Below are 21,386 nucleotides of genomic sequence, written 5' to 3' on the forward strand. Positions count from 1 at the left end.
AATCAAGTATTTTCTAGTGTTCGTAAATTCTGATAATTTCACCATTGCCCTTTCCAAGTAAGCTTTTTACATAACCGTTCACTACCTTTTTCATGGGAACAGGATTGTGACCGGGAAAGTAATCGTTGTACTTTTCAATGGCATCTTCCACTAAGCCAGAAGAAACCGCATTAATCCTAATACCATTTTCCATTTCTAATGCGGCAGCTTTTACAAAGCTATGAATTGCCCCGTTGACCATTGCAGCACTTGTGGTATTAATTACTGGGTCATCTGCTAAAATACCTGTGGTCAAAGTTATGGAACCATTAGGATTTAGATAATCTTTTCCAATCCTAGCTAAATTTACTTGTCCCATGAGCTTGCTTTTTATCCCTATGTAGTAATCTTCCTCTTGGAGTTCATTAAAACTGGCCCATTTTGCTTCGCCAGCTATACAGATGATGGCATCTAAGTTTCCCAAGCTTTTGAACATTTTACGGATGGAGGCCGAATCTGAAATATCAACGATGATATCACCTTTTGTTCTGCCTGCTATTATAACATTATTGGTTTGGCCAAAATGTGCTGCTACTTTTTTACCTAAGGTTCCGTAACCACCAACTACTAGTATTTTCATAAGACTAGGATAAGGCAAAATCTACTGCCATTTTTGAATGTATCAATGTGGTATTGAACGTAGGAATTTCGACTTCTCCATCGGGAATTAAAATAGGCAGTTCTGTACAGCCTAAAACTACTCCTTCAACACCTTTACTTTTTAATTTTAAAATAATCTGTAAACACTTGTCCTTGGCTTCTTCTGTAAACTTGCCCTTTACCAATTCATTGTAAATCATGTTTTGTAATATCTCGCGATCATGGGGTTCAGGTATTAGGACTTCTAAACCATATTTTTCTTCTAAAGTTTTAGTGTAAAAATCTTCTTCCATGGTAAACTTGGTTCCCAACAAAGCAATTTTTGATAACCCCTCTTTTTGAATGGCTTTGCCAGTTGCATCAGCAATATGTAGAAAAGGAATCGTTATTGCTTTTGTTATTGCATCGCTGACCAAGTGTATAGTATTGGTGCAAAGTACTATTATATCTGCACCTGCCTTTTCTAATTTTAGGGCATGTTGTGCCATTAGTTCTCCAATGGATTCCCAATCACCACTAAAACTTAGCGTTTCAATTTGGGCAAAATCAACTGAGCTCATCATGATTTTAGCCGAATGTGAACCTCCCATTCGTTGGTTTACCAGCTTATTCATGTATTCATAGTAAACTTTTGTAGATTCCCAGCTCATACCTCCTATTAATCCTATTGTTTTCATATTTATTTTGTTTTAGACATATATTCCGCCCCATCAATCTTTTGGCTTAAAAACCATTTAAGAAGGGAGACTAAAACACTTTCTTTTTTAAGTTTTGGTTCTACATTAGAACATGTGGCATTTACTATCATTTTTATATTTCGCTATTTATAGATATGATTATGTAAAAAATTACAATTCTTCTTTAAGGGTTTTCGTATATGCTTTGATTACTTTTTCATTTCTTTTATAATAAGTCCATTTTCCATGTCTAGTAGGTATAACCAAATTTGCATTTTGCATGGAGTTCAAATAAGTAGAAATAGTGGATTGTGACAAACCACTTTTATCCTGAATAAAACCAACACAAACACCATCGTTAAAATGATCTATATCTTGATGGGGAGGGAAGTTGTCCTCAGGATTCTTTAGCCACCTAAGGATATCTACCCGAGTTTTATTTGATAATACTTTACTTATTTCTACTATATTCACATGACAAATATAGAAATTATATTTATATATCTAGAATATTAGATATGTTTTAACTTTGCAATGCCGCAATCGTATTTAGTTTGTTCTACAAAGACCTTTATTTAGGGGTTATTTTTACTTTAAAAAAAGTCAAAGTATAGTTTTTTGATAAGAATTTTTTAGGAACGGTTTTGCTTCTTTAAAAGGAATTATCAAAACAATATTTTCATCATGGGTTGCTACTTCATAATGATTGTATTGGAGCAAAACGCCTTCCTTAACTAAACCAATCTGTTGCGGTAGGTCAAAAGAATTTCCCAAAAACATAAATCCCGTGTCGTTGATGTTACTATTTGGGGGGATATTTTCCTGAATTCTGAACTTTTCTTCAGCAAACTCTCTAAAGCCTTCGTAATCTTTGAAGAGTTGATGGCCCTCTATTTCGTTTCCCTTTTGTTTGTCAAAATTCAACAAGGTTACAGCATTGTAACCATGGGCACCACCAAGGAAACTATATGTTTTTAATCGTATGCACAGTAAAGTAGCATCCTCATAGCTAATTTTCCCTTCAAAATTCGCCTCCCATGGTACAACTTCTTGGCCTAGCATTTGTCCTAACTCATGATTTCCTCTTGCAAAGGAACTCATCGCTTTTTGGATAGTGTTTATTTCTTCTTCCTCTTCTTCAAATCGGAGTACAGCAATAATTTCTTCTCTTAAAGCGGTATTTACAGCTTTTGCAATTCTAGTCTCATCTAAAACTTTGGGAATGGCAATATTGATTTTTGGGCAATCAGGACATGGTTCATTTTCTAGTTGGAGGTTTTCAAAAGTAAGTTTTGATTCGTTTTCGCAACCAAGAAGCAGTAATAAACAAAAAATAAAGGCAATAGGTTTTTTCATTAAGTGGTGAATTGGATGTCAAAAATAGGAACTCTCTCTAGTATTGACGGATTGATTACTCCAAAACTTAACAATACCTTTGTAAACATAAATAGATAGCATGAGCAAAAAAGACTTAAAGTTCAATAGTAAAACAATTCATGGAGGGCAAGAACTAGATGCGGCTTATGGCTCGGTAATGCCTCCAATATATCAAACTTCAACCTATGCACAATCTACACCAGGAGGGCATAAAGGTTTTGAATATTCGCGTAGCGCCAATCCAACAAGAACAGCCTTGGAGAATTCCTTGGCAAGCATTGAAAATGGCAACTATGGACTGGCATTTGGTAGTGGTTTGGCAGCTATTGATGCTGTAATTAAATTATTGAACCCTGGGGATGAAGTAGTTTCTACCAATGACCTATATGGAGGTAGTTACCGTTTGTTTAAACAGGTTTTTGAAAAATTTGGAATTAAGTTCCATTTTATTGGAATGCAAAGTGTGGCAAAAATTGAGGAGAAAATAAATGCCAATACAAAATTGATATGGGTAGAAACACCTACCAATCCAATGATGAACGTGATAGATATAAAAGCTGTCGCCAGTCTTGCCAAAAAGAACAATTTATTGTTGGCGGTAGATAACACTTTTGCTACTCCCTATTTACAGCGACCATTGGATTTAGGTGCTGATATTGTAATGCATTCTGCCACCAAATACTTGGGTGGACATAGTGACGTTGTTGTGGGAGCTTTGGTTGTTAAAGACAAGGATTTGGCAGATAAACTATACTTCATACAAAATGCAAGCGGTGCAGTTTGCGGACCAATGGATAGTTTTTTAACTCTTCGAGGAATTAAGACATTGCATGTACGTATGCAACGCCATTGTGAAAATGGTAAAGCAGTTGCAGAATATTTAGCGAAACATCCAAAGATTGGAAAAGTATATTGGCCAGGTTTTGAAAATCATGCGAACCATGATGTGGCAAAAGCGCAGATGGATGATTTTGGTGGGATGATTTCTTTTGTTCCAAATGGAAGTAGCTATGATGACGCTATTAAGATTGTAGAAAAGTTGGAGGTTTTTACCCTTGCGGAATCATTGGGAGGTGTTGAAAGTTTGGCTGGACACCCAGCAAGTATGACCCATGCAAGTATTCCTAAAGAAGAGCGAGAAAAAAGTGGCGTGGTAGATGCTTTAATACGCTTGAGTGTTGGAATCGAAGATGCAGATGATTTGATAGCGGATTTGGAACAGGCAATAGGATAATCCTTTTTGAAATATTTTCAAAAAATAAGGGTTCAAATTATTTAAATAACATAATTTTGCCGTCATATTCCTAATTCAATAAAAGCAGCCAATGATTAGCTCATTGGTTTAAAAAATTAACAATCTGATTTTATGGAAGCAAAAATCAAAGCATTTATGGATGAGGTTACTGCCAGAAATGGGCACGAGCCAGAATTCATCCAAGCGGTACAAGAGGTGGCTGAAACGGTAATCCCTTATATCGCTAAGCATGAAATTTACAATGGAAAAAACATTCTTTTAAGAATGGTGGAACCAGAGCGATTGATTTCTTTTCGTGTTGCATGGGTGGATGATGATGGTGAAATTCATGTGAACAGAGGATACCGAATTCAAATGAATTCTGCCATCGGTCCTTACAAAGGGGGACTTCGTTTTCATCCAACGGTAAATGCCAGTGTTTTAAAGTTTTTAGCTTTCGAGCAAGTGTTTAAAAATAGTTTAACAACCTTGCCAATGGGTGGTGGTAAAGGAGGTTCGGATTTTGACCCAAAAGGAAAATCTGATGATGAGGTGATGCGTTTTTGCCATGCCTTTATGTTGGAATTGAATAGACATATTGGTCCTAATACAGATGTTCCTGCAGGGGATATTGGTGTTGGTGCGCGTGAGATTGGGTTTCTATTTGGAATGTATAAAAAGATTAGGAACGAGTTTACTGGAGTACTTACTGGTAAAGGTCGTTCTTGGGGTGGTTCTTTAATTCGCCCAGAAGCAACAGGCTATGGTACTGTATATTTTGCAGACAGTATGCTTAAAACTCAAGGAGAATCTTTTAAAGGAAAGAATATTGTGATTTCTGGTTCTGGTAATGTTGCACAATATGCTGCTGAAAAAGTACTACACTTAGGTGGAAAAGTATTGACGCTTTCAGATTCTGGAGGATATATTTACGATAAAGACGGTATCGATAAGGATAAATTAGCTTTTGTGATGGATTTAAAAAATAACCGTCGTGGAAGAATTTCGGAATATGCTGATAAATATGCTTCTGCTGAATTCCATAAAGGAAAAACACCATGGGAAGTTGCTTGTGATATTGCCCTACCATGTGCAACTCAAAATGAGCTAGGTGGCAATGATGCTAAGATTTTAGTGAAAAACGGATGTATGGCTGTAGCAGAAGGTGCAAATATGCCTTCTACTCCAGAAGCGATTCATGAATTTCATGAGGCGAAAATATTATTTGCCCCAGGAAAAGCTTCTAATGCTGGAGGGGTTGCAACTTCTGGTTTGGAGATGTCTCAAAACTCATTACGTATTAGTTGGTCTAGAGAAGAAGTAGATCAAAGACTTAAAGATATTATGGAAGACATCCATGATTCTTGTGTGGAATATGGAAAAGAAGATGGCTTTTGTAATTATGTTAAGGGGGCAAATATCGCTGGCTTTGTAAAGGTTGCAGATGCTATGTTGGCACAAGGAGTAATCTAAGTTTCATAAATAGTTTATAATCTTTAGTAGGCAGTTATGGCCAGTAGTAACTAACTTTACCACTGACTGTAACTGCCAACTTTTTTAAATGCAAGTAACCACTAAAGCAATTGTACTTTCTTCATTAAAATATGGCGACACCAGTTTAATTGTCAAGCTATTTACTCAGTCCGATGGATTAAAATCATATCTGCTCAAAGGAGTGCTTTCCTCTAAAAAAGGAAAGTTAAAAGCTGCATATTTTCAACCCTTGACACAATTGGAGATTACTGCCAACCATAAAAATAAGGGCACACTTGAAACTATCCGGGAGGCTAGGGTAATCAGTCCTTATAAAACCTTGCACACAGATATTATAAAGAACAGCCTAGTACTTTTTTTAGCAGAAATGCTTGGGAACAGTATTCAAGAGGAAGAGCAAGACTCAAGCTTGTATAACTATTTGGAAAACAGCTTTGATTGGTTGGATGCGAATGAAAAAATCGCCAATTTTCACCTGTTATTTTTACTGAACTTGACCAAATTTTTAGGATTCTACCCGGAGCAATCAGCAGGGGAAGAAGCATATTTTGACTTACTTGAAGGTCAGTTTGTAATGGCCCCAACATTAAACCCTTTAATAGAGAAAGAGAGCACAGTATACTTCAAAAGACTTTTGGGCATAAATTTTGATGCACTATATGGAATAAAAATAGCCAAGAGTATCCGTGAATCGCTTTTAAAATCAGTTATTCTCTATTTTGAATTACATTTGCACGGATTTAGAAAACCCAAATCTTTGGCCGTTTTAAATGCAGTTTTTGACTAGTATGCGCTATGTAGTTTTTTTTGTATTTCTACTATTTATTTCCTTATCAGCCAAAGCCCAACAAGTAGTTGTTCTAGATGCTGATTCTGGCAATACAGTGCTTAATGTAGCTGTTTTTAACCAGGACAAATCAAAAACTGCGGTAACGGATTTTGATGGGAGTTGCGACCTATCCATTTTTGATCAGAATGAGCGTATTACCTTTAAGCATATTAGTTATGAGGCTTATAGAACAACAAGGGCCCAAATAGCAAAAAGGGGTAATCGAGTATATCTAAATGTAAAGCCAGAACAATTGGATGAAGTCGTCATGTCTGTTTCTAAATGGGAACAACAACGCAAGGACGTGCCCCAAAAAATTGTTTCCATAGATGCAAGAAGCATAGCTTTTACAAACCCGCAAACCTCGGCAGATTTATTGCAGAATAGCGGTAAAGTATTTGTTCAAAAAAGTCAGTTAGGTGGTGGAAGCCCAATGATTAGGGGCTTTGCAACAAATAGATTGTTGCTTTCCGTTGACGGTGTCCGGATGAACAATGCAATTTTTAGGGGCGGCAATGTGCAAAATGTAATCTCTGTAGACCCCTTTACCATTAAAAATACTGAGGTCATTTTTGGTCCTGGTTCCGTAATCTATGGAAGTGATGCCATTGGGGGGGTCATGAATTTTTTTACAAAGGATCCCAGATTTTCATATACGGATAGCCTTACTTTTTCTGGCAAGGCAGATTTTCGTTTTGCATCTGCAAATACAGAAAATACGGTTCATCTAGATTTTAATTTAGGACATCAAACTTGGGCATCATATACAAGTTTTACGTATAACAATTTTGATAATTTGGTAATGGGAGAACACGGGCCAGACTCCTATTTAAGAAATAATTTTGTAATCCGTGAAAATGGTGAGGATGTGTTAAAGGAAAATCCAAATCCAAAAAAACAGATTCCTTCAGGATATGACCAAATTAATTTTTTGCAAAAATTTCGATATAAACCCAATAAGAATTGGGACTACGATTTAGGATTGTATTATTCGGAAACCTCAGATTATTCACGTTATGATAGGTTGATAAGGCCTAACAGTGATGGTGATGGATTGCGCTCTGCAGAATGGTTTTATGGACCACAAAAATGGTTTATGGGTAATCTGCAAATAACTCAAAAGGGTAAAAACCGATTTTATGATCGTTTAAAAATCACCACTGCCTATCAGTTTTTTGAAGAAAGCCGAAATAGTAGAGATTTTCAAGATATAATAAGAAGTACTACTACAGAGCAAGTGGATGCCTTGTCTTTGAATTTGGATTTTGAAAATAAAAAGATTGGCAATCTTCGGCTGTATTATGGAGCCGAGTATATTTTCAATAAAATAGGTTCTATAGGTCAAGATTTAAATATAGAAACAAATGAAATTACAGGTGCGGTATCCAGGCATCCAGATGGATCTACATGGCAAACATTGGCAGGTTATCTAAATGGAGAGTATCAGATAAAGCCTAACCTAACCATACTTTCTGGACTTCGCTATAGCCATGTTTTCGTAGATGCGGAATTTGACACCACTTTTTTCCCTTTTCCTTTTGATGAAGCCAATGTAAGCTCGGGCGCCCTTACAGGTAGTTTGGGTATAAGTTGGTTTCCAAAGGCAGATATACAAGTAACTTTAAATGGCTCAACAGGTTTTAGAGCACCTAATATCGATGACATCGGGAAAGTGTTCGATTCTGAACCTGGTTCTGTAGTCGTCCCCAACCCAGATTTGGTATCTGAGTATGCTTACAATGGGGAACTAGGTATAAGTAAAAACTTTAATGATAAGTTGGTTTTAAAAGGCGCTGCATACTATACTTATTTAGTGGATGCCCTAGTACGGAGAGATTTTGAGTTCAATGGACAATCTCAAATCGAATATAACGGCGAGCTGAGCAATGTACAGGCCATACAAAATGCTGCAAAGGCCTATGTATATGGCTTTGAGTTTGGTATAGAGGCGTTTATGAACGAAAATTGGTCTTTTTTAGGAAATCTGACTTTAACCGAAGGTGTTGAAGAAGATGATAATGGTACTGATTCTGCTGCACGCCATGTAGCGCCAACTTTTGCGGATGCTCACGTTATTTGGAAAAATCAAAAATGGAAAGCAGATTTTTTCTTGAACTATAATGGGGAAATCCCTTTTGCAGATTTGGCACTTTCAGAACGTAATAAACCTTTTATTTATGCGAGTGACGAAAATGGAGACCCTTTCTCCCCTTCTTGGTATACCTTAAATTTTCGTTCGCAATATCAAATTTCCAATGCGTTAAAGACTACATTAAGTTTGGAGAACATGACCAACCAACGGTATCGCACCTATTCTTCAGGTATTGTTGCTCCTGGTGTAAATTTAATTTTGGGGCTGGGGTATAAGTTTTAATAAAAAAACCCCAATCTTAATAGATTGGGGCTCTGAATTGTAATAGTTACTTAGACTTAGTTGTCGTCAGTAGCTTCTTCTACTTCTTTGGCTACTTTATTGGCAGCATCTTTCATTTCGTCACCAGCTTTGTTAGCAGCGTCTTTGGCATCATCAGCCATTTTTTCTGCACCATCCTTAAGGTTCTCACCAGCTTTTTTGATACTGTCCATGGCTTGTTCACCAGCTTCCTTCATTTCTTCACCAGCTTCTTTAGCCTTGTCCATTGCATCTTCACCTGCCTCTTTTAGATTGTCGCCTGCTTCTTCTAATGCATTTTCAGTTGTTTCTGCGGCTTCTTCAGCTTTTTTTGCGGCGTCTTTACAAGAAGTTAAAACAGAAGCTGTCATTGATAATGCCAATACGGCTAAAAATACTTTTTTCATCTTAATAGTTTTTGTGTTTGTTATTGTACATATACGGTTAAAAACAAGATTTAGATGTAAATCTCTAAATATTAGACACCTTATCAGTATTTAAGTCACTGAATACTGTCTAATTCCGTCTTATTTTTTAATTTTGCAAACTTGGAATTCTAGACGCCAAAAGAATATGAAGTTTGCGGAATATAAAGGATTAGACTTACCAAAAGTTGCCGATGAGGTACTCAACTACTGGAAGGAGAACAACATCTTCGAAAAGAGCATTTCTACTCGTGAAGGTAAGGAAAGCTATGTCTTTTACGAAGGACCGCCATCCGCAAACGGGATGCCTGGGATTCACCATGTAATGGCACGTACAATAAAGGATATTTTTCCTAGGTACAAAACCATGAAAGGGTATCAGGTAAAGCGTAAAGCTGGATGGGACACCCACGGACTGCCTATTGAACTTGGAGTTGAAAAAGAGTTGGGGATTACCAAAGAAGACATTGGGACAAAAATCTCTGTCGAGGAATATAATGCAGCCTGTAAAAAAGCGGTCATGCGCTACACGGATGTTTGGAATGAAATGACAGAAAAAGTAGGGTATTGGGTAGATATGGATGACCCTTACATCACCTACAAGTCTAAATACATGGAATCTGTTTGGTGGCTGCTAAAACAGATTTATGACAAAGGGTTAATATATAAGGGATATACCATTCAGCCATATTCTCCAAAGGCAGGAACAGGACTGAGCTCACATGAATTAAATCAGCCGGGGACTTATCAAGATGTTACGGATACAACGGTAACTGCACAATTCAAGGCTGTTGAAAGTTCATTGCCAGAGTTCTTAAAAAGGTATGACCATTTACACTTTCTGGCTTGGACGACCACACCTTGGACCTTGCCAAGTAACACTGCGTTAACTGTAGGCAGTAAAATTGACTATGTTGTGGTTGCTACTTACAATCAATATACTTTTGAGCCTGTCCATGTGATTTTGGCCAAAAACCTGATAGGAAAGCAATTTGGAGGTAAATTTTATGAAACCAAAGATGTTTCAGAGCTTTCCAGCTTTTCAAAAGAAAATAAAAAAATACCATACCTAATTGCTACCGAGTGTAAAGGTTCGGACTTGTTGGAAATAAGGTATGAGCAACTTATAGACTATGCTAGCCCATATAAGAATCCAGAAAATGCTTTTCGAATAATTGCTGGGGATTTTGTAACTACAGAAGATGGTACCGGTATTGTACATACCGCCCCTACTTTTGGTGCAGATGATGCCCTAGTTGCCAAACAAGCATCACCAGAGGTTCCACCACTATTGGTTTTGGACGAAAATAAAAACCCTGTTCCATTAGTGGACTTACAAGGGAAGTTTAGACCAGAATTGAAAGAGTTTGGTGGTAAATATGTGAAGAATGAATATTATGACGATGGAAAAGCTCCCGAACGTTCCATTGATGTTGAAATCGCTATTAAACTAAAAGAAGAGAACAAAGCCTTTAAGGTAGAGAAGTACGTTCACAGTTATCCTAACTGCTGGCGCACGGACAAGCCTATTTTATATTATCCATTGGACTCTTGGTTCATAAAAGTGACAGATATCAAAGACCGTATGTTTGTTTTGAACCAAACCATAAACTGGAAGCCAAAGTCTACAGGTGATGGTCGTTTTGGGAATTGGTTGGCAAATGCGAATGATTGGAACCTTTCCCGTTCAAGATATTGGGGTATTCCATTGCCTATTTGGCGTACGGAAGATGGGACTGAACAACTAATGATTGGTTCTGTGGGAGAATTGAAGGCCGAAATGACAAAAGCTATTGAAGCGGGAGTTCTAGAAAAGGACATTTTCGAAGATTTTGTGGTTGGTGATATGAGTGAAGCCAACTATGATAAAATCGATTTACATAAAAACATTGTAGACCAAATTACTTTGGTTTCTGCTTCTGGGAAACCTATGAGGCGCGAGTCTGACCTTATTGATGTTTGGTTTGATAGCGGTTCCATGCCTTATGCACAATGGCATTATCCTTTTGAGAACAAAGAATTTATAGATAATAATGAAACCTTCCCAGCAGATTTTATCGCAGAAGGGGTAGATCAAACTAGAGGTTGGTTTTATACGCTGCATGCTATAGGCACTATGGTTTTTGATTCAGTAGCCTATAAAAATGTGGTTTCAAACGGACTTGTACTGGATAAAGAGGGCAAGAAAATGTCCAAACGCTTGGGCAATGCCGTTGACCCATTTGTAACGCTCCCAGAACATGGTGCAGATGCCACAAGGTGGTATATGATTTCAAATGCAAATCCATGGGATAATCTAAAGTTTGATATTGATGGTATCGTTGAGGTTAAACGAAAGTTCTTTGGCACGTTGTATAATACCTATTCATTCTTTTCACTATATGCAAACATTGATGAATTCAGCTATTCTGAAGAAGAAATACCATTAAAAGATAGACCTGAATTGGACCAATGGATTCTATCGGAATTGAATACCATTATCCAAAAAGTAGATGAAGCCTATAATGAGTATGAGCCGACTAGGGCAGCTCGTGTTATTTCAGACTTTGTACAAGAAAACCTAAGTAACTGGTATGTACGTTTAAGTAGAAGGCGCTTTTGGAAGGGAGATTACCAGCATGATAAGATTTCGGCATACCAAACTTTATATACCTGCTTGGTAACCGTGGCAAAGTTATCTGCACCCATTGCTCCGTTCTTTATGGATAGCTTATATAAAGATTTAAATAAGGTAACAGGTAAAGAAGGTTATGAGAGTGTACATTTAGCGAACTTTCCAGAGTTTAATGCTTCAGTGGTAAATTCAAACCTTGAAAGCAAAATGCAGACTGCGCAAAAGATTTCGTCGTTGGTCTTGTCTATCCGTCAAAAGGAAAAGATAAAAGTTCGTCAACCCTTGCAGAAAATAATGGTGCCTGTTCTAAACATTGAGCAACGAAATGAAATCGAAGCTGTTTCTGATTTGATCAAATCAGAAGTGAATGTAAAGGAAATTGAATTGATGGATGATGCTTCTGATATTTTGGTAAAACAGATAAAACCCAATTTTAAGGTTTTGGGACCAAAATTTGGAAAAGATATGAAGGCTGTTTCAAACGCAATTAATGCTTTAGAACAGGAGGATATCCAAAAAATTGAGCAAGAAGGCGAAATATCGCTAGACTTGGAAAATAAAAGTATTAAATTACAGTTGTCAGATGTAGAAATCACCTCTCAAGATATAGAAGGGTGGCTAGTTGCAAATTCTGGATCTTTAACGGTAGCATTGGATATTACCATAAACGAAGATTTAAAGAATGAAGGAATAGCTAGAGAATTGGTAAATAGAATTCAAAATCTAAGGAAAGAATCTGGTTTTGAAGTTACCGATAAAATTGAACTGAGCATATTGAAAGATGGCCATATTGAAAAGGCTATTGAAAACAATGAAACCTATTTAAAAAGCGAAACACTAACCGCAGAATTAAAATATGAAGAGCGTTTAGATGAAGGCACGGTAATTGCTTTCGATGACGTGAACACTAAATTGTTTATCCAAAAACACTAAAAATGGCAGAAGATTTAAAAGTTAGATACTCAGATAAAGACCTTGGGGAGTTCAAGGTTTTAATCGAAAAAAAAATAGAGAAGGCAAAAAGTCACCTAGAGTTACTAAAGAGCTCTTATATGAATGATGGTAATAACGGCACAGACGATACTTCACCTACATTCAAAGCCTTTGAAGAAGGCTCTGCAACTATGAGCAAAGAAGCAAATACGCAATTGGCCATTCGACAGGAGAAATTTATACGTGATTTAAAGAATGCATTGCTTCGTATTGAGAATAAGACCTATGGTATTTGCCGCGTTACCGGTAAATTAATAAATAAAGAACGCTTAAAGTTGGTGCCGCACGCGACACTGAGCATTGAGGCTAAGAATATGCAGAAATAACAAAACGCCCTAGGGCGTTTTTTTGTTGATGAAAGCTTCATATTTACTCATATTCATTTTTCTTTTTCCCCAGTTTTTGGTAGGTCAAAAGGTTGTTGAAAAAGCTATCCTTAATCCAGATCAGCAATACATACAACTAGATACTAAAAACTGCTATTTGGTAGAGTTAAGCACTTCAAAAAATAAAGAATTAAGGATAGAAGCTTATATCGAAGGGGAGTATACAAAAGATTTGGTAGTTCGCTTAGAGGAAGATGGTTCGAATGTTTTAGTGAGTGTAGATTTTTTACCAAATTTTGTAGCCCCAAATGATAAGCTTAGTGCACATAAAGTAATTTCCATTGCACTTAAGTTGGCAATACCTGAGTTTTGTGATGTAACTGTTTTTGGAACTAATAGTAAGGTAGTTGCAGAAGGGAGATATCGAAATTTAAAAATTAGCTTGGCCAACGGAGATTGTTTGCTTAAAGATGTTAGTGAAAATGTGGAAGTAAAAACCCAGAAAGGAAATATTAATGTAATGGCAAATAAGGGCGCGATTGAAGCCAAGAGTACTTATGGGAGTGTTAAAATGTTTAAACTAGCAGAAGGCGACTCTACTTATAAATTAGTATCTGTAGAGGGGAACATCTACGTGAACAAAACCGAATAATATGGCTATTTTTGCCGAATCTATTTAATAGAAATGAATTTAAAAAAATCTATTTTACTTATAGTTTTGGTTTTGGTGATTGACCAGATAAGTAAGGTTTATATAAAGACCAATTTTGTTTTGGGCGAGTCTGTTGAGGTCTTTAACTGGTTCAAAATTCTTTTTATAGAAAATGAAGGAGCGGCATGGGGAACAAAGTTGAGCGATATTTTACCAATATCAGAGTCTTTGGGCAAGCTCTTTTTAACCGTTTTTCGTCTTTTTGCGATATTCGGCATAGGTTACTGGTTATATGATATCATAAAAAGGAAATCGCCTAAAGTATTAATACTTGCTGTTTCCTTAATATTTGCTGGCGCATTAGGCAATATTATTGATTCAGTTTTTTATGGACTGCTTTTTAATGATAGTAATAACCAAGTGGCAGAATTGTTTTCGAATGAACCCTATGGAAATCTTTTTTATGGCAAAGTGGTGGACATGCTCTACTTTCCATTAATAGATACTACTTGGCCAGAATGGGTCCCAAGTTTTGGAGGAAAAAGTTTTCGTTTTTTTGAACCTATTTTTAACATAGCGGACACTGCTATAAGTACTGGTGTTGGAATCTTAATTTTCTTTAATAAGAGAGCCTTCACAAAAACTAAGACTCAGAATTCGTAGACTTTTTCTGGAGTAACACAATAGTCTAATGGAACATCGTATGTCCCAATATCACTAATCTCTTCTTCTGGTTCAAAAAAGGAAAGTCCAATTTTAAGAACATCGTTGTTGCATCTACGAAGAAAATTATCGTAAAACCCTTTTCCATAACCAACTCTATTCCCTTTTTTATCGAAAGTAAGGAGTGGAACAAAAACTACTTCAATTTGTTTTTCGTCAATAAGAATGCCATCGACTGGTTCGGGGATATTCCATTTACTTTTTCTAAAAACAGTATTGTCCGTCAGTAAATAGTTTTTTAGCTTATTGTTCGAAGTTGTCTTGGGAACTATAATATTTTTGTCTTTGCCTTGGAGCAGTGTTAGCAAATAAGAAGTATCTACTTCTTTACTTTCTGTAATCGAGAGAAAAACATGATAATACAAAAAACTCCAAATTTTCATTTGGAGTATATTATTAGAAATTTTTAAACTCTGGCTTTGTATTGTATCGAAACTAAGATTTTCTCTCTTGCTTCGGTAGGCCTTTCTAAGTTCAATTTTTTGCATCTAACTTCTTAAAGATAGAAGATACTGTGGGGCAGTTTTAGATAAAATTTACTCTCTCGTTGAGACAGCAAAGTAGATTTTGAAGAAAAGCATCAAAATCAAATACATACCTAAAACAATTAAATAGTTTTCCATAGGGGGTAACTTTAATTTGATTTAAATATAAAGAAAATTTTTACATACAACCTATGAACTGCTCTATTTTATCGTTGAAATACATGTTTTTACAAAATTTTTAACAAAAAGAAAATGGAAAAGTAGGGTTAACTTAATGTAAAATAACTGGTGGAATCTTTTAAGCGTAAGGAATAGTAGAATTATTTAAACTATTTGAGTTAAAAAGCTAAAAACGATTCCTGTTTTTCAAAAAAGACAGTAATTTAACAATGCGTATCAGATTTTAATTCCTTAAGCCGAATGGCACATTTGCCTATTGAAGTCCAAATAAGTTCTCTCCCTAATAGTCCCGGTGTCTATCAATTTTATGATGCAGCAGATACTATCATTTATGTAGGTAAAGCCAAGAATTTAAAAAAAAGGGTTTCTTCTTATTTTACTAAAAACCATGAATATGGTAAGACTCGGGTTCTTGTAAAAAAGATTAAAAAGATTAAGCATATTGTAGTTGCAACAGAATCTGATGCACTATTACTTGAAAACAACTTTATTAAAAAGTACAAGCCTAAGTATAATGTTCTGCTTAAGGATGACAAGTCGTACCCTTGGATTTGTATTAAGAATGAACGTTTTCCAAGGATATTCCCTACCAGAAAGTTGATTAAAGATGGTTCGGAATATTTTGGGCCATACACAAGTATGAAAACGGTAAAAACGCTATTGGACCTTATTAAGAGTGTTTATCCTTTGCGTACTTGCAATTATGACTTATCCAAAGAGAAAGTGGAGTCGGGTAAATATAAGCGTTGTTTGGAGTACCATTTAGGAAATTGTAAGGGACCTTGTGAAGGACTACAGGATTCTGATGAATATCACAAACAGATTGATGATATCAGGGGGATTATTAAGGGAAATTTTAAGAGTTCCCTACTTTATTTCAAACATCAAATGAAAGCGCTTGCGAAAGATATGGAGTTTGAAAAGGCACAACGTATTAAGGAAAAAATTGAGGTGCTGGAAAATTATCAAGTTAAATCAACAGTAGTTAATCCAAAAATTAGCAATGTAGATGTTTTCTCTATATTTTCTGATGAGACACATGCTTACATCAATTTTTTGCAAGTTTCCCATGGACTCATAATTAGATCACATACACTGGAAATTAAGAAGAAGCTGGAAGAGACAGATGCAGAGTTGTTGCAACTTGCAATTGTTGAATTGAGGCAACGTTTTAATTCAGATTCCAAAGAATTATATCTCCCTTTTCCAGTGGAAGTAGATAGTGCCATAAAGATTACCGTTCCTAAATTGGGTGATAAGAAAAAGTTGCTGGATTTATCTACGCGAAACGCTAAATTCTTTAGACAAGAACGATTTAAACAAATAAAAATCACCGACCCCGACCGCCATACCAAAAGGATTATGGCACAGATGAAATCGGACTTAAGATTATCAGAACAGCCAACACACATAGAGTGTTTTGACAATTCCAATATCCAAGGTAGTAATCCAGTTGCAGCTTGTGTAGTGTTTAGGGATGGGAAGCCAGCCAAAAAGGAATATCGTCATTTTAACATTAAAACTGTTGAAGGACCAGACGATTTTGCCTCTATGGAAGAGGTGGTTTTTAGAAGATATAAAAGGCTTATAAATGAAGATAAGGATTTACCACAGCTAATAGTAATAGATGGTGGTAAGGGACAACTTTCTTCAGCAATTAAAAGTTTGGATATTTTAGGGCTTAAGGGTAAAATTGCCATTATTGGAATCGCTAAAAGATTGGAAGAGATATATTTCCCCGAGGACCCCATACCTTTATACCTGGATAAAAAGTCTGAGACTCTCAAAATTATTCAACAGTTACGTAACGAAGCGCATCGTTTTGGCATTTCTTTTCATAGAAATAAACGGAGTAAGGCTGCAATCAACTCAGAATTGGAAAATATAGAAGGGATTGGAGAAAAAACAGCTGAACAGTTGTTAAAAAGCTTTAAATCGGTTAAAAGAATTAAGGAGGCATCAGTTGATAATTTGGCAAAATCGATAGGTATGGCAAAAGCAAAAAAAGTCTATGAATCCTTGCATTGAGTTGATATTAGAAATGAAGAAAATATTAATACCCTTTTTGTTTTTTTTATCACTAACCTCTTTTTCACAAGAAGAGCCAAAAGTTGGTTTGGTCTTGAGCGGTGGTGGTGCAAAAGGCCTAGCACATATTGGTGCGCTAAAAGTAATAGAAGAAGCGGGGGTTAAAATCGACTATGTTGGCGGAACAAGTATGGGTGCAATAGTTGGTGCGCTTTACGCTTCGGGCTACTCAGCTAGTGAATTAGATTCAATTTTTAGGTCAACAGATTTTTCTACCCTCATTCAAGACAATGTGCCTAGGGGAGCAAAATCGTTCTACGATAAAGACGACTCAGAAAGATATGCCCTAGGTTTACCTTTTGATAATTTCAAGGTTTCATTCCCCGAGGCTATCTCGGGGGGTCAAAATATTTATAATGAATTTGTTCGCCTACTTTTTCATGTAAAGGACATTAGGGATTTTAATAAGCTCCCTATTCCATTCCTGTGCATAGCCACAAATGTTGAAACTGGTAAACCAGTACTTTTAGATAGCGGTTATTTGCCTGAAGCCATTATGGCAAGCGGTACTCTACCCTCTCTGTTTGAACCAACAGAACTAGATGGACAAATACTCATAGACGGTGGGGTTGTAAACAACTATCCCATCGATGAGGTAAAAAAACTGGGAGCGGATATAATTATTGGGATTGATGTCCAAGACGCATTGGCGAAACGGGAATCGTTATCATCCGCCACGGAAATCCTGCTACAAATAAATAATTACCGTACCGTAAATGATATGGTAAAAAAGAGGGAACAAACAGATATTTATATTCAACCAAACATTGAAGATTTTTCGGTAATAGATTTTGAAAAAGCGTCGACAATTATTGAAGTTGGGGAAATTGGCGCAAAAGAAAAATGGGAAGAATTAAAGCAGTTGACAACTAAGCAACCCAAAATAAAGAATAATAAACCCAAGCGAAAGGCGATGGATAGCTTGAGTATCAATAGAATGATTATTGAAGGAAATAACAGATATACCAGAGGTTACATTAAGGGGAAGCTTCGTTTTAATCTTGCGGATAAGATTCCATTTTCTAAATTAAAACAAGGAATCAATAATTTGGCAGCTACAGGCAACTTTAAAGCAATTAGGTATGAGTTGGTCTCCAATGGACTTGGTACAGATTTAATTTTAAAGCTAAAAGAGAACACTACCAAGATGTATATAAAAATGGGTGCGCATTACGACGATTTATATAAAAGTGCGGCACTTATAAACATCACTAGAAAGAACTTGCTTTTAAAAGATGATGTGGCTTCTTTTGATTTTATTTTAGGAGATTATGTACGTTATAATTTTCAATATTATTTGGACAAAGGATTTTATTGGAGTTTTGGACTTAACTCTAATTTTAATGATTTTGATAAGGAGATAGATTTTGGACTGATACAGTCCAACTTTGATGTTCCAGATGATCCCAACATAAGTGAAATTAATCTTGATGTAACGGATTTAACCAATCAAGTATACCTCCAAACAGTATTGCAAGAAGAATTTGCTTTTAGCATTGGCCTAGAACACAAATTGTTAAGATATAGTACAAGAACTATAAATAATAATATCAACTCCCTCACAGTACCACCACCATCAAATGACCGCACTTTTTTTGAGAACAGTAATTACTTTAGCACCTATGGCAAGCTAAAGCTGGACACCTATGATGATAAATATTTCCCAACAAAAGGTCTCTATTTTGATGGGGATTTTCATTTCTATTTACTTTCATCAGATTTCAATGATAATTTCAAAGAGTTTTCAATTGCCAAAGCCAGAATGGGCGGGGCCTTTACTTGGTTTAATAATTTAACTTTAAACTTGGAAACTGAGGGCGGGTTTAAACTGGGAACATCAAATGTCTCTTCTTTTGATTTTATTTTAGGTGGATTTGGAAATGAACCCACACATAATTTTATTCCATTTTTTGGATATGATTTTTTATCCCTGCCAGGAAACAGTTTTGTAAAAGCATATGCCAGATTGGATTATGAAGTAGCACCAAAAAATCATATTCTTTTTACAGCCAATGTAGCCAACGTAGATGATGATCTTTTTAGAACGGGAGAATGGTTTACGGAACCCAACTTTTCCGGTTATGGTCTAGGGTATGGCTATGAGTCTTTTTTAGGCCCTGTGCAGATTTATTATTCTTGGTCTCCACAAAGGAATAATAGTGAAGTTTTTTTTAGTATTGGATATTGGTTTTAGCAAAACATTATCCTAAAAAGAGATAATTATTCTTAAAAGATTACCAACTATAATCAACTTAAGTTAAAGTACGTTAAAACCCATATTTACTGTAAAAACCTACCGTACATTTGTATAACAAGAGGGGTGGTTCCCTCACTACTTTAAGTATTGGTTTTTCATAATTTAAAGTTTGGTTGGTTATTTAGAGAAAGCCTCGATGTTTACATCGAGGCTTTTTTTATACAATACTTTGGAACAACTTTTGTTTAAGTTATTGTAAAAAGCGCTTAAAAAGCCATTTATATAGTAATTTTATGGATATTTCATTTGCTATGAAAAAGTATTTGTTTCTGGTTGTAGCCTTTTTGGCCATAAATGTCACTGCCCAAAAAAGACCTGCGTACAAAGCAGGAGAATGGTTAAAATTTAGAATCCATTACGGTATTTTTAATGCAAGTTTTGCTACGTTAAAATTAGAATCTGAAAAACTGGATACCATACCGGTGTATCATGTAATTGGTAAAGGGAAGACGACAGGTTTAGCAAGGGTCTTTTTTAAGGTTGATGATACTTATGAAAGTTATTTTGGGCGTTACGACAATAGGCCATATAGATTTGTCAGGAAAATTGATGAAGGCGGGTATACCAAGGATATTGAGATAGATTTTAATTATAAGGAATCCACAGCTTTATTAAAGGACAATAAGAACAAAAAGGAGTTCAATTTTGAGATTCATGATAATGTCCAAGATTTACTATCAGCCGCATATTATCTTCGAAACAATTTCACGGTAGAGGACTTAAAAGTGAATGAAAGCATAGTAATGGATATGCTTTATGATGATGATGGTGTGTACCAATTTAAGCTTAAGTTTTTGGGCAAAGAAATAGTTCGCACCAAATTTGGAAAAGTAGAATGCTTAAAATTTAGACCTTATGTACAATCAGGTAGGGTTTTTAAAGAACAAGAAAGCTTAACTTTGTGGGTATCGAACGATTTAAATAAGATTCCTATCCGTATTAAAGCAGACTTGGCTGTAGGCTCAATAAAAGCAGATTTAGATGGGTATAATGGACTTAAAAATCAGTTCAAGATAATTATGAAGTGATTTATAGATGAAGAAAGATGAGCTAATTGAGTCCCAAATCAACAAGCTTGAAGAAAAATTTAAAAACTCGGGTCAAGATCTTAGTTCTTACTTAGACGGACTTCTTTACCAACGCTACTTAACGTATTGGGACTACATTCATTTAGATACTTTGTTAAGTATACAGGTACCAAAAACTCATTTTCCTGATGAAGAGATTTTCATCATGTACCATCAGATTACAGAATTGTATTTTAAATTGGTTCTGCATGAAGAAAAACAACTGGTAGAAGACAAATCACAAGACCTTCAGTTTTTTATTGATAAAGTTTATCGAGTAAATAGCTATTATAAAGCATTGATTTCCTCTTTTAGCATTATGATAAAAGGGATGAATCGTGAGCAATTTCTGCGGTATAGGATGGCATTGCTCCCAGCTAGTGGATTCCAGTCTGCACAATACAGAATGATAGAACTGTATGCCACTCCAATGGAGAACTTAGTTCACCATACTGAGCGGGAAGATTTTTCCAATGACAATTCTATTGAAGAACTATATGACCACATTTACTGGAAAAAAGGCGCCACTGATATAACCACAGGCGAGAAGACATTGACTTTGAAACAATTTGAATTTCGTTATACTCCACGGTTATTACGAATTGCCAATCAAGTCAAAGGAAGCACTATTTATAATAAGTATCTTGATTTGCCAGAGAATATAAGGAACAATGCAGAATTAATTGAAGTGCTGAAGGAGCTAGACCTTAATGCAAATGTCAACTGGCCTTTAATGCATATGGGTTCTGCATATCGTTATTTAGGTAAAGATAAAGGGTCTGTTGAAGCTACCGGGGGAACTAATTGGAAAGACTATTTGCCTCCGAGTTTTCAAAAAATAATATTTTTCCCAACTTTGCACTCAGAAAAAGAGTTGAACACCTGGGGAAAACAATGGGTTGATCACATATTTAATCCAGAGAGTAAAGCGTAA

At 35.9% G+C, this 21,386-nt stretch carries 18 protein-coding genes; 12 read left to right on the forward strand and 6 right to left on the reverse strand.

What is annotated here, in order from left to right:
- Positions 1 to 13 precede the first annotated feature (13 nt).
- From AACP56_RS05125 to AACP56_RS05140, 4 genes are all read right to left on the reverse strand, one after another.
- On the reverse strand, positions 14 to 619 hold the full coding sequence (locus AACP56_RS05125; RefSeq protein WP_339336492.1) for a short chain dehydrogenase: 606 nt from the start codon (positions 617 to 619) through the stop codon (positions 14 to 16).
- A 4-nt stretch (positions 620 to 623) separates the two neighbouring features.
- Positions 624 to 1,316, reverse strand: a complete 693-nt coding sequence (locus tag AACP56_RS05130; RefSeq protein ID WP_339336495.1) for an aspartate/glutamate racemase family protein — start codon at positions 1,314 to 1,316, stop codon at positions 624 to 626.
- A gap of 171 nt (positions 1,317 to 1,487) precedes the next feature.
- Positions 1,488 to 1,790: an ArsR/SmtB family transcription factor gene (locus AACP56_RS05135; RefSeq protein WP_339336497.1), complete on the reverse strand. Its 303-nt coding sequence runs from the start codon at positions 1,788 to 1,790 to the stop codon at positions 1,488 to 1,490.
- 129 nt (positions 1,791 to 1,919) lie between these two features.
- Positions 1,920 to 2,672, reverse strand: a complete 753-nt coding sequence (locus AACP56_RS05140) for a PdaC/SigV domain-containing protein (RefSeq protein WP_339336499.1) — start codon at positions 2,670 to 2,672, stop codon at positions 1,920 to 1,922.
- Between the two features lie 100 nt (positions 2,673 to 2,772).
- Between AACP56_RS05140 and AACP56_RS05145 the strand changes: the two genes are divergently transcribed.
- The 4 genes from AACP56_RS05145 to AACP56_RS05160 all read left to right on the forward strand — a co-directional run bounded on the left by AACP56_RS05145 (position 2,773) and on the right by AACP56_RS05160 (position 8,624).
- Positions 2,773 to 3,927 carry a cystathionine gamma-synthase gene (locus AACP56_RS05145; RefSeq protein WP_339336501.1) on the forward strand — a complete coding sequence of 385 codons (1,155 nt, stop codon included), beginning with the start codon at positions 2,773 to 2,775 and terminating at the stop codon, positions 3,925 to 3,927.
- A gap of 132 nt (positions 3,928 to 4,059) precedes the next feature.
- Complete coding sequence (gdhA, locus tag AACP56_RS05150; RefSeq protein ID WP_339336503.1) at positions 4,060 to 5,400, forward strand: NADP-specific glutamate dehydrogenase; 1,341 nt, start codon at positions 4,060 to 4,062, stop codon at positions 5,398 to 5,400.
- 88 nt (positions 5,401 to 5,488) lie between these two features.
- Positions 5,489 to 6,208 (forward strand): DNA repair protein RecO, encoded by a 720-nt coding sequence (gene recO / locus AACP56_RS05155; protein WP_339336505.1) that lies wholly within the window; start codon positions 5,489 to 5,491, stop codon positions 6,206 to 6,208.
- A complete protein-coding gene (locus AACP56_RS05160; RefSeq protein WP_339336507.1) occupies positions 6,192 to 8,624 on the forward strand; it encodes a TonB-dependent receptor in 2,433 nt (810 codons plus the stop codon). Before recO ends, AACP56_RS05160 begins: the two co-directional genes overlap by 17 nt.
- A 56-nt stretch (positions 8,625 to 8,680) precedes the next feature.
- On the opposite strand, the gene AACP56_RS05165 is transcribed toward AACP56_RS05160, so the two are convergent.
- A complete protein-coding gene (locus AACP56_RS05165) occupies positions 8,681 to 9,049 on the reverse strand; it encodes a hypothetical protein (RefSeq protein ID WP_339336509.1) in 369 nt (122 codons plus the stop codon).
- Between the two features lie 166 nt (positions 9,050 to 9,215).
- Here AACP56_RS05165 and ileS point away from each other — a divergent pair, with 166 nt between their 5' ends.
- The 4 genes from ileS to AACP56_RS05185 are packed head-to-tail and all read left to right on the forward strand — an operon-like array spanning position 9,216 to position 14,315.
- Entirely contained in the window at positions 9,216 to 12,614 is a 3,399-nt protein-coding gene (gene ileS / locus AACP56_RS05170) for an isoleucine--tRNA ligase (RefSeq protein WP_339336511.1), read from the forward strand.
- Between the two features lie 2 nt (positions 12,615 to 12,616).
- Entirely contained in the window at positions 12,617 to 13,000 is a 384-nt protein-coding gene (locus AACP56_RS05175) for a TraR/DksA family transcriptional regulator (RefSeq protein ID WP_339336513.1), read from the forward strand.
- A gap of 28 nt (positions 13,001 to 13,028) precedes the next feature.
- The gene (locus AACP56_RS05180; RefSeq protein WP_339336515.1) at positions 13,029 to 13,652 is read left to right on the forward strand and encodes a DUF4097 family beta strand repeat-containing protein; all 624 of its coding nucleotides are present in this window, start codon (positions 13,029 to 13,031) and stop codon (positions 13,650 to 13,652) included.
- 33 nt (positions 13,653 to 13,685) lie between these two features.
- Positions 13,686 to 14,315: a lipoprotein signal peptidase gene (locus AACP56_RS05185; RefSeq protein ID WP_339336517.1), complete on the forward strand. Its 630-nt coding sequence runs from the start codon at positions 13,686 to 13,688 to the stop codon at positions 14,313 to 14,315.
- On the opposite strand, the gene AACP56_RS05190 is transcribed toward AACP56_RS05185, so the two are convergent.
- Entirely contained in the window at positions 14,303 to 14,863 is a 561-nt protein-coding gene (locus AACP56_RS05190; protein ID WP_339336519.1) for a 5-formyltetrahydrofolate cyclo-ligase, read from the reverse strand. The two genes, AACP56_RS05185 and AACP56_RS05190, sit on opposite strands and share 13 nt — an antisense overlap.
- A gap of 417 nt (positions 14,864 to 15,280) precedes the next feature.
- On the opposite strand from AACP56_RS05190, the gene uvrC reads away from it, so the two are divergent.
- The 4 genes from uvrC (at position 15,281) to AACP56_RS05210 (ending at position 21,386) form a co-directional block, all read left to right on the forward strand.
- Complete coding sequence (gene uvrC / locus AACP56_RS05195; RefSeq protein WP_339336521.1) at positions 15,281 to 17,068, forward strand: excinuclease ABC subunit UvrC; 1,788 nt, start codon at positions 15,281 to 15,283, stop codon at positions 17,066 to 17,068.
- A gap of 13 nt (positions 17,069 to 17,081) precedes the next feature.
- Complete coding sequence (locus AACP56_RS05200; protein ID WP_339336523.1) at positions 17,082 to 19,322, forward strand: patatin-like phospholipase family protein; 2,241 nt, start codon at positions 17,082 to 17,084, stop codon at positions 19,320 to 19,322.
- Positions 19,323 to 19,636: 314 nt separating this feature from the next.
- A complete protein-coding gene (locus AACP56_RS05205; protein ID WP_339336525.1) occupies positions 19,637 to 20,413 on the forward strand; it encodes a DUF3108 domain-containing protein in 777 nt (258 codons plus the stop codon).
- A 7-nt stretch (positions 20,414 to 20,420) separates the two neighbouring features.
- Positions 20,421 to 21,386 (forward strand): tryptophan 2,3-dioxygenase family protein, encoded by a 966-nt coding sequence (locus tag AACP56_RS05210; protein ID WP_339336527.1) that lies wholly within the window; start codon positions 20,421 to 20,423, stop codon positions 21,384 to 21,386.

It is taken from the genome of Croceitalea sp. MTPC6 (assembly GCF_036985525.1).
Taxonomy (GTDB): domain Bacteria; phylum Bacteroidota; class Bacteroidia; order Flavobacteriales; family Flavobacteriaceae; genus Croceitalea.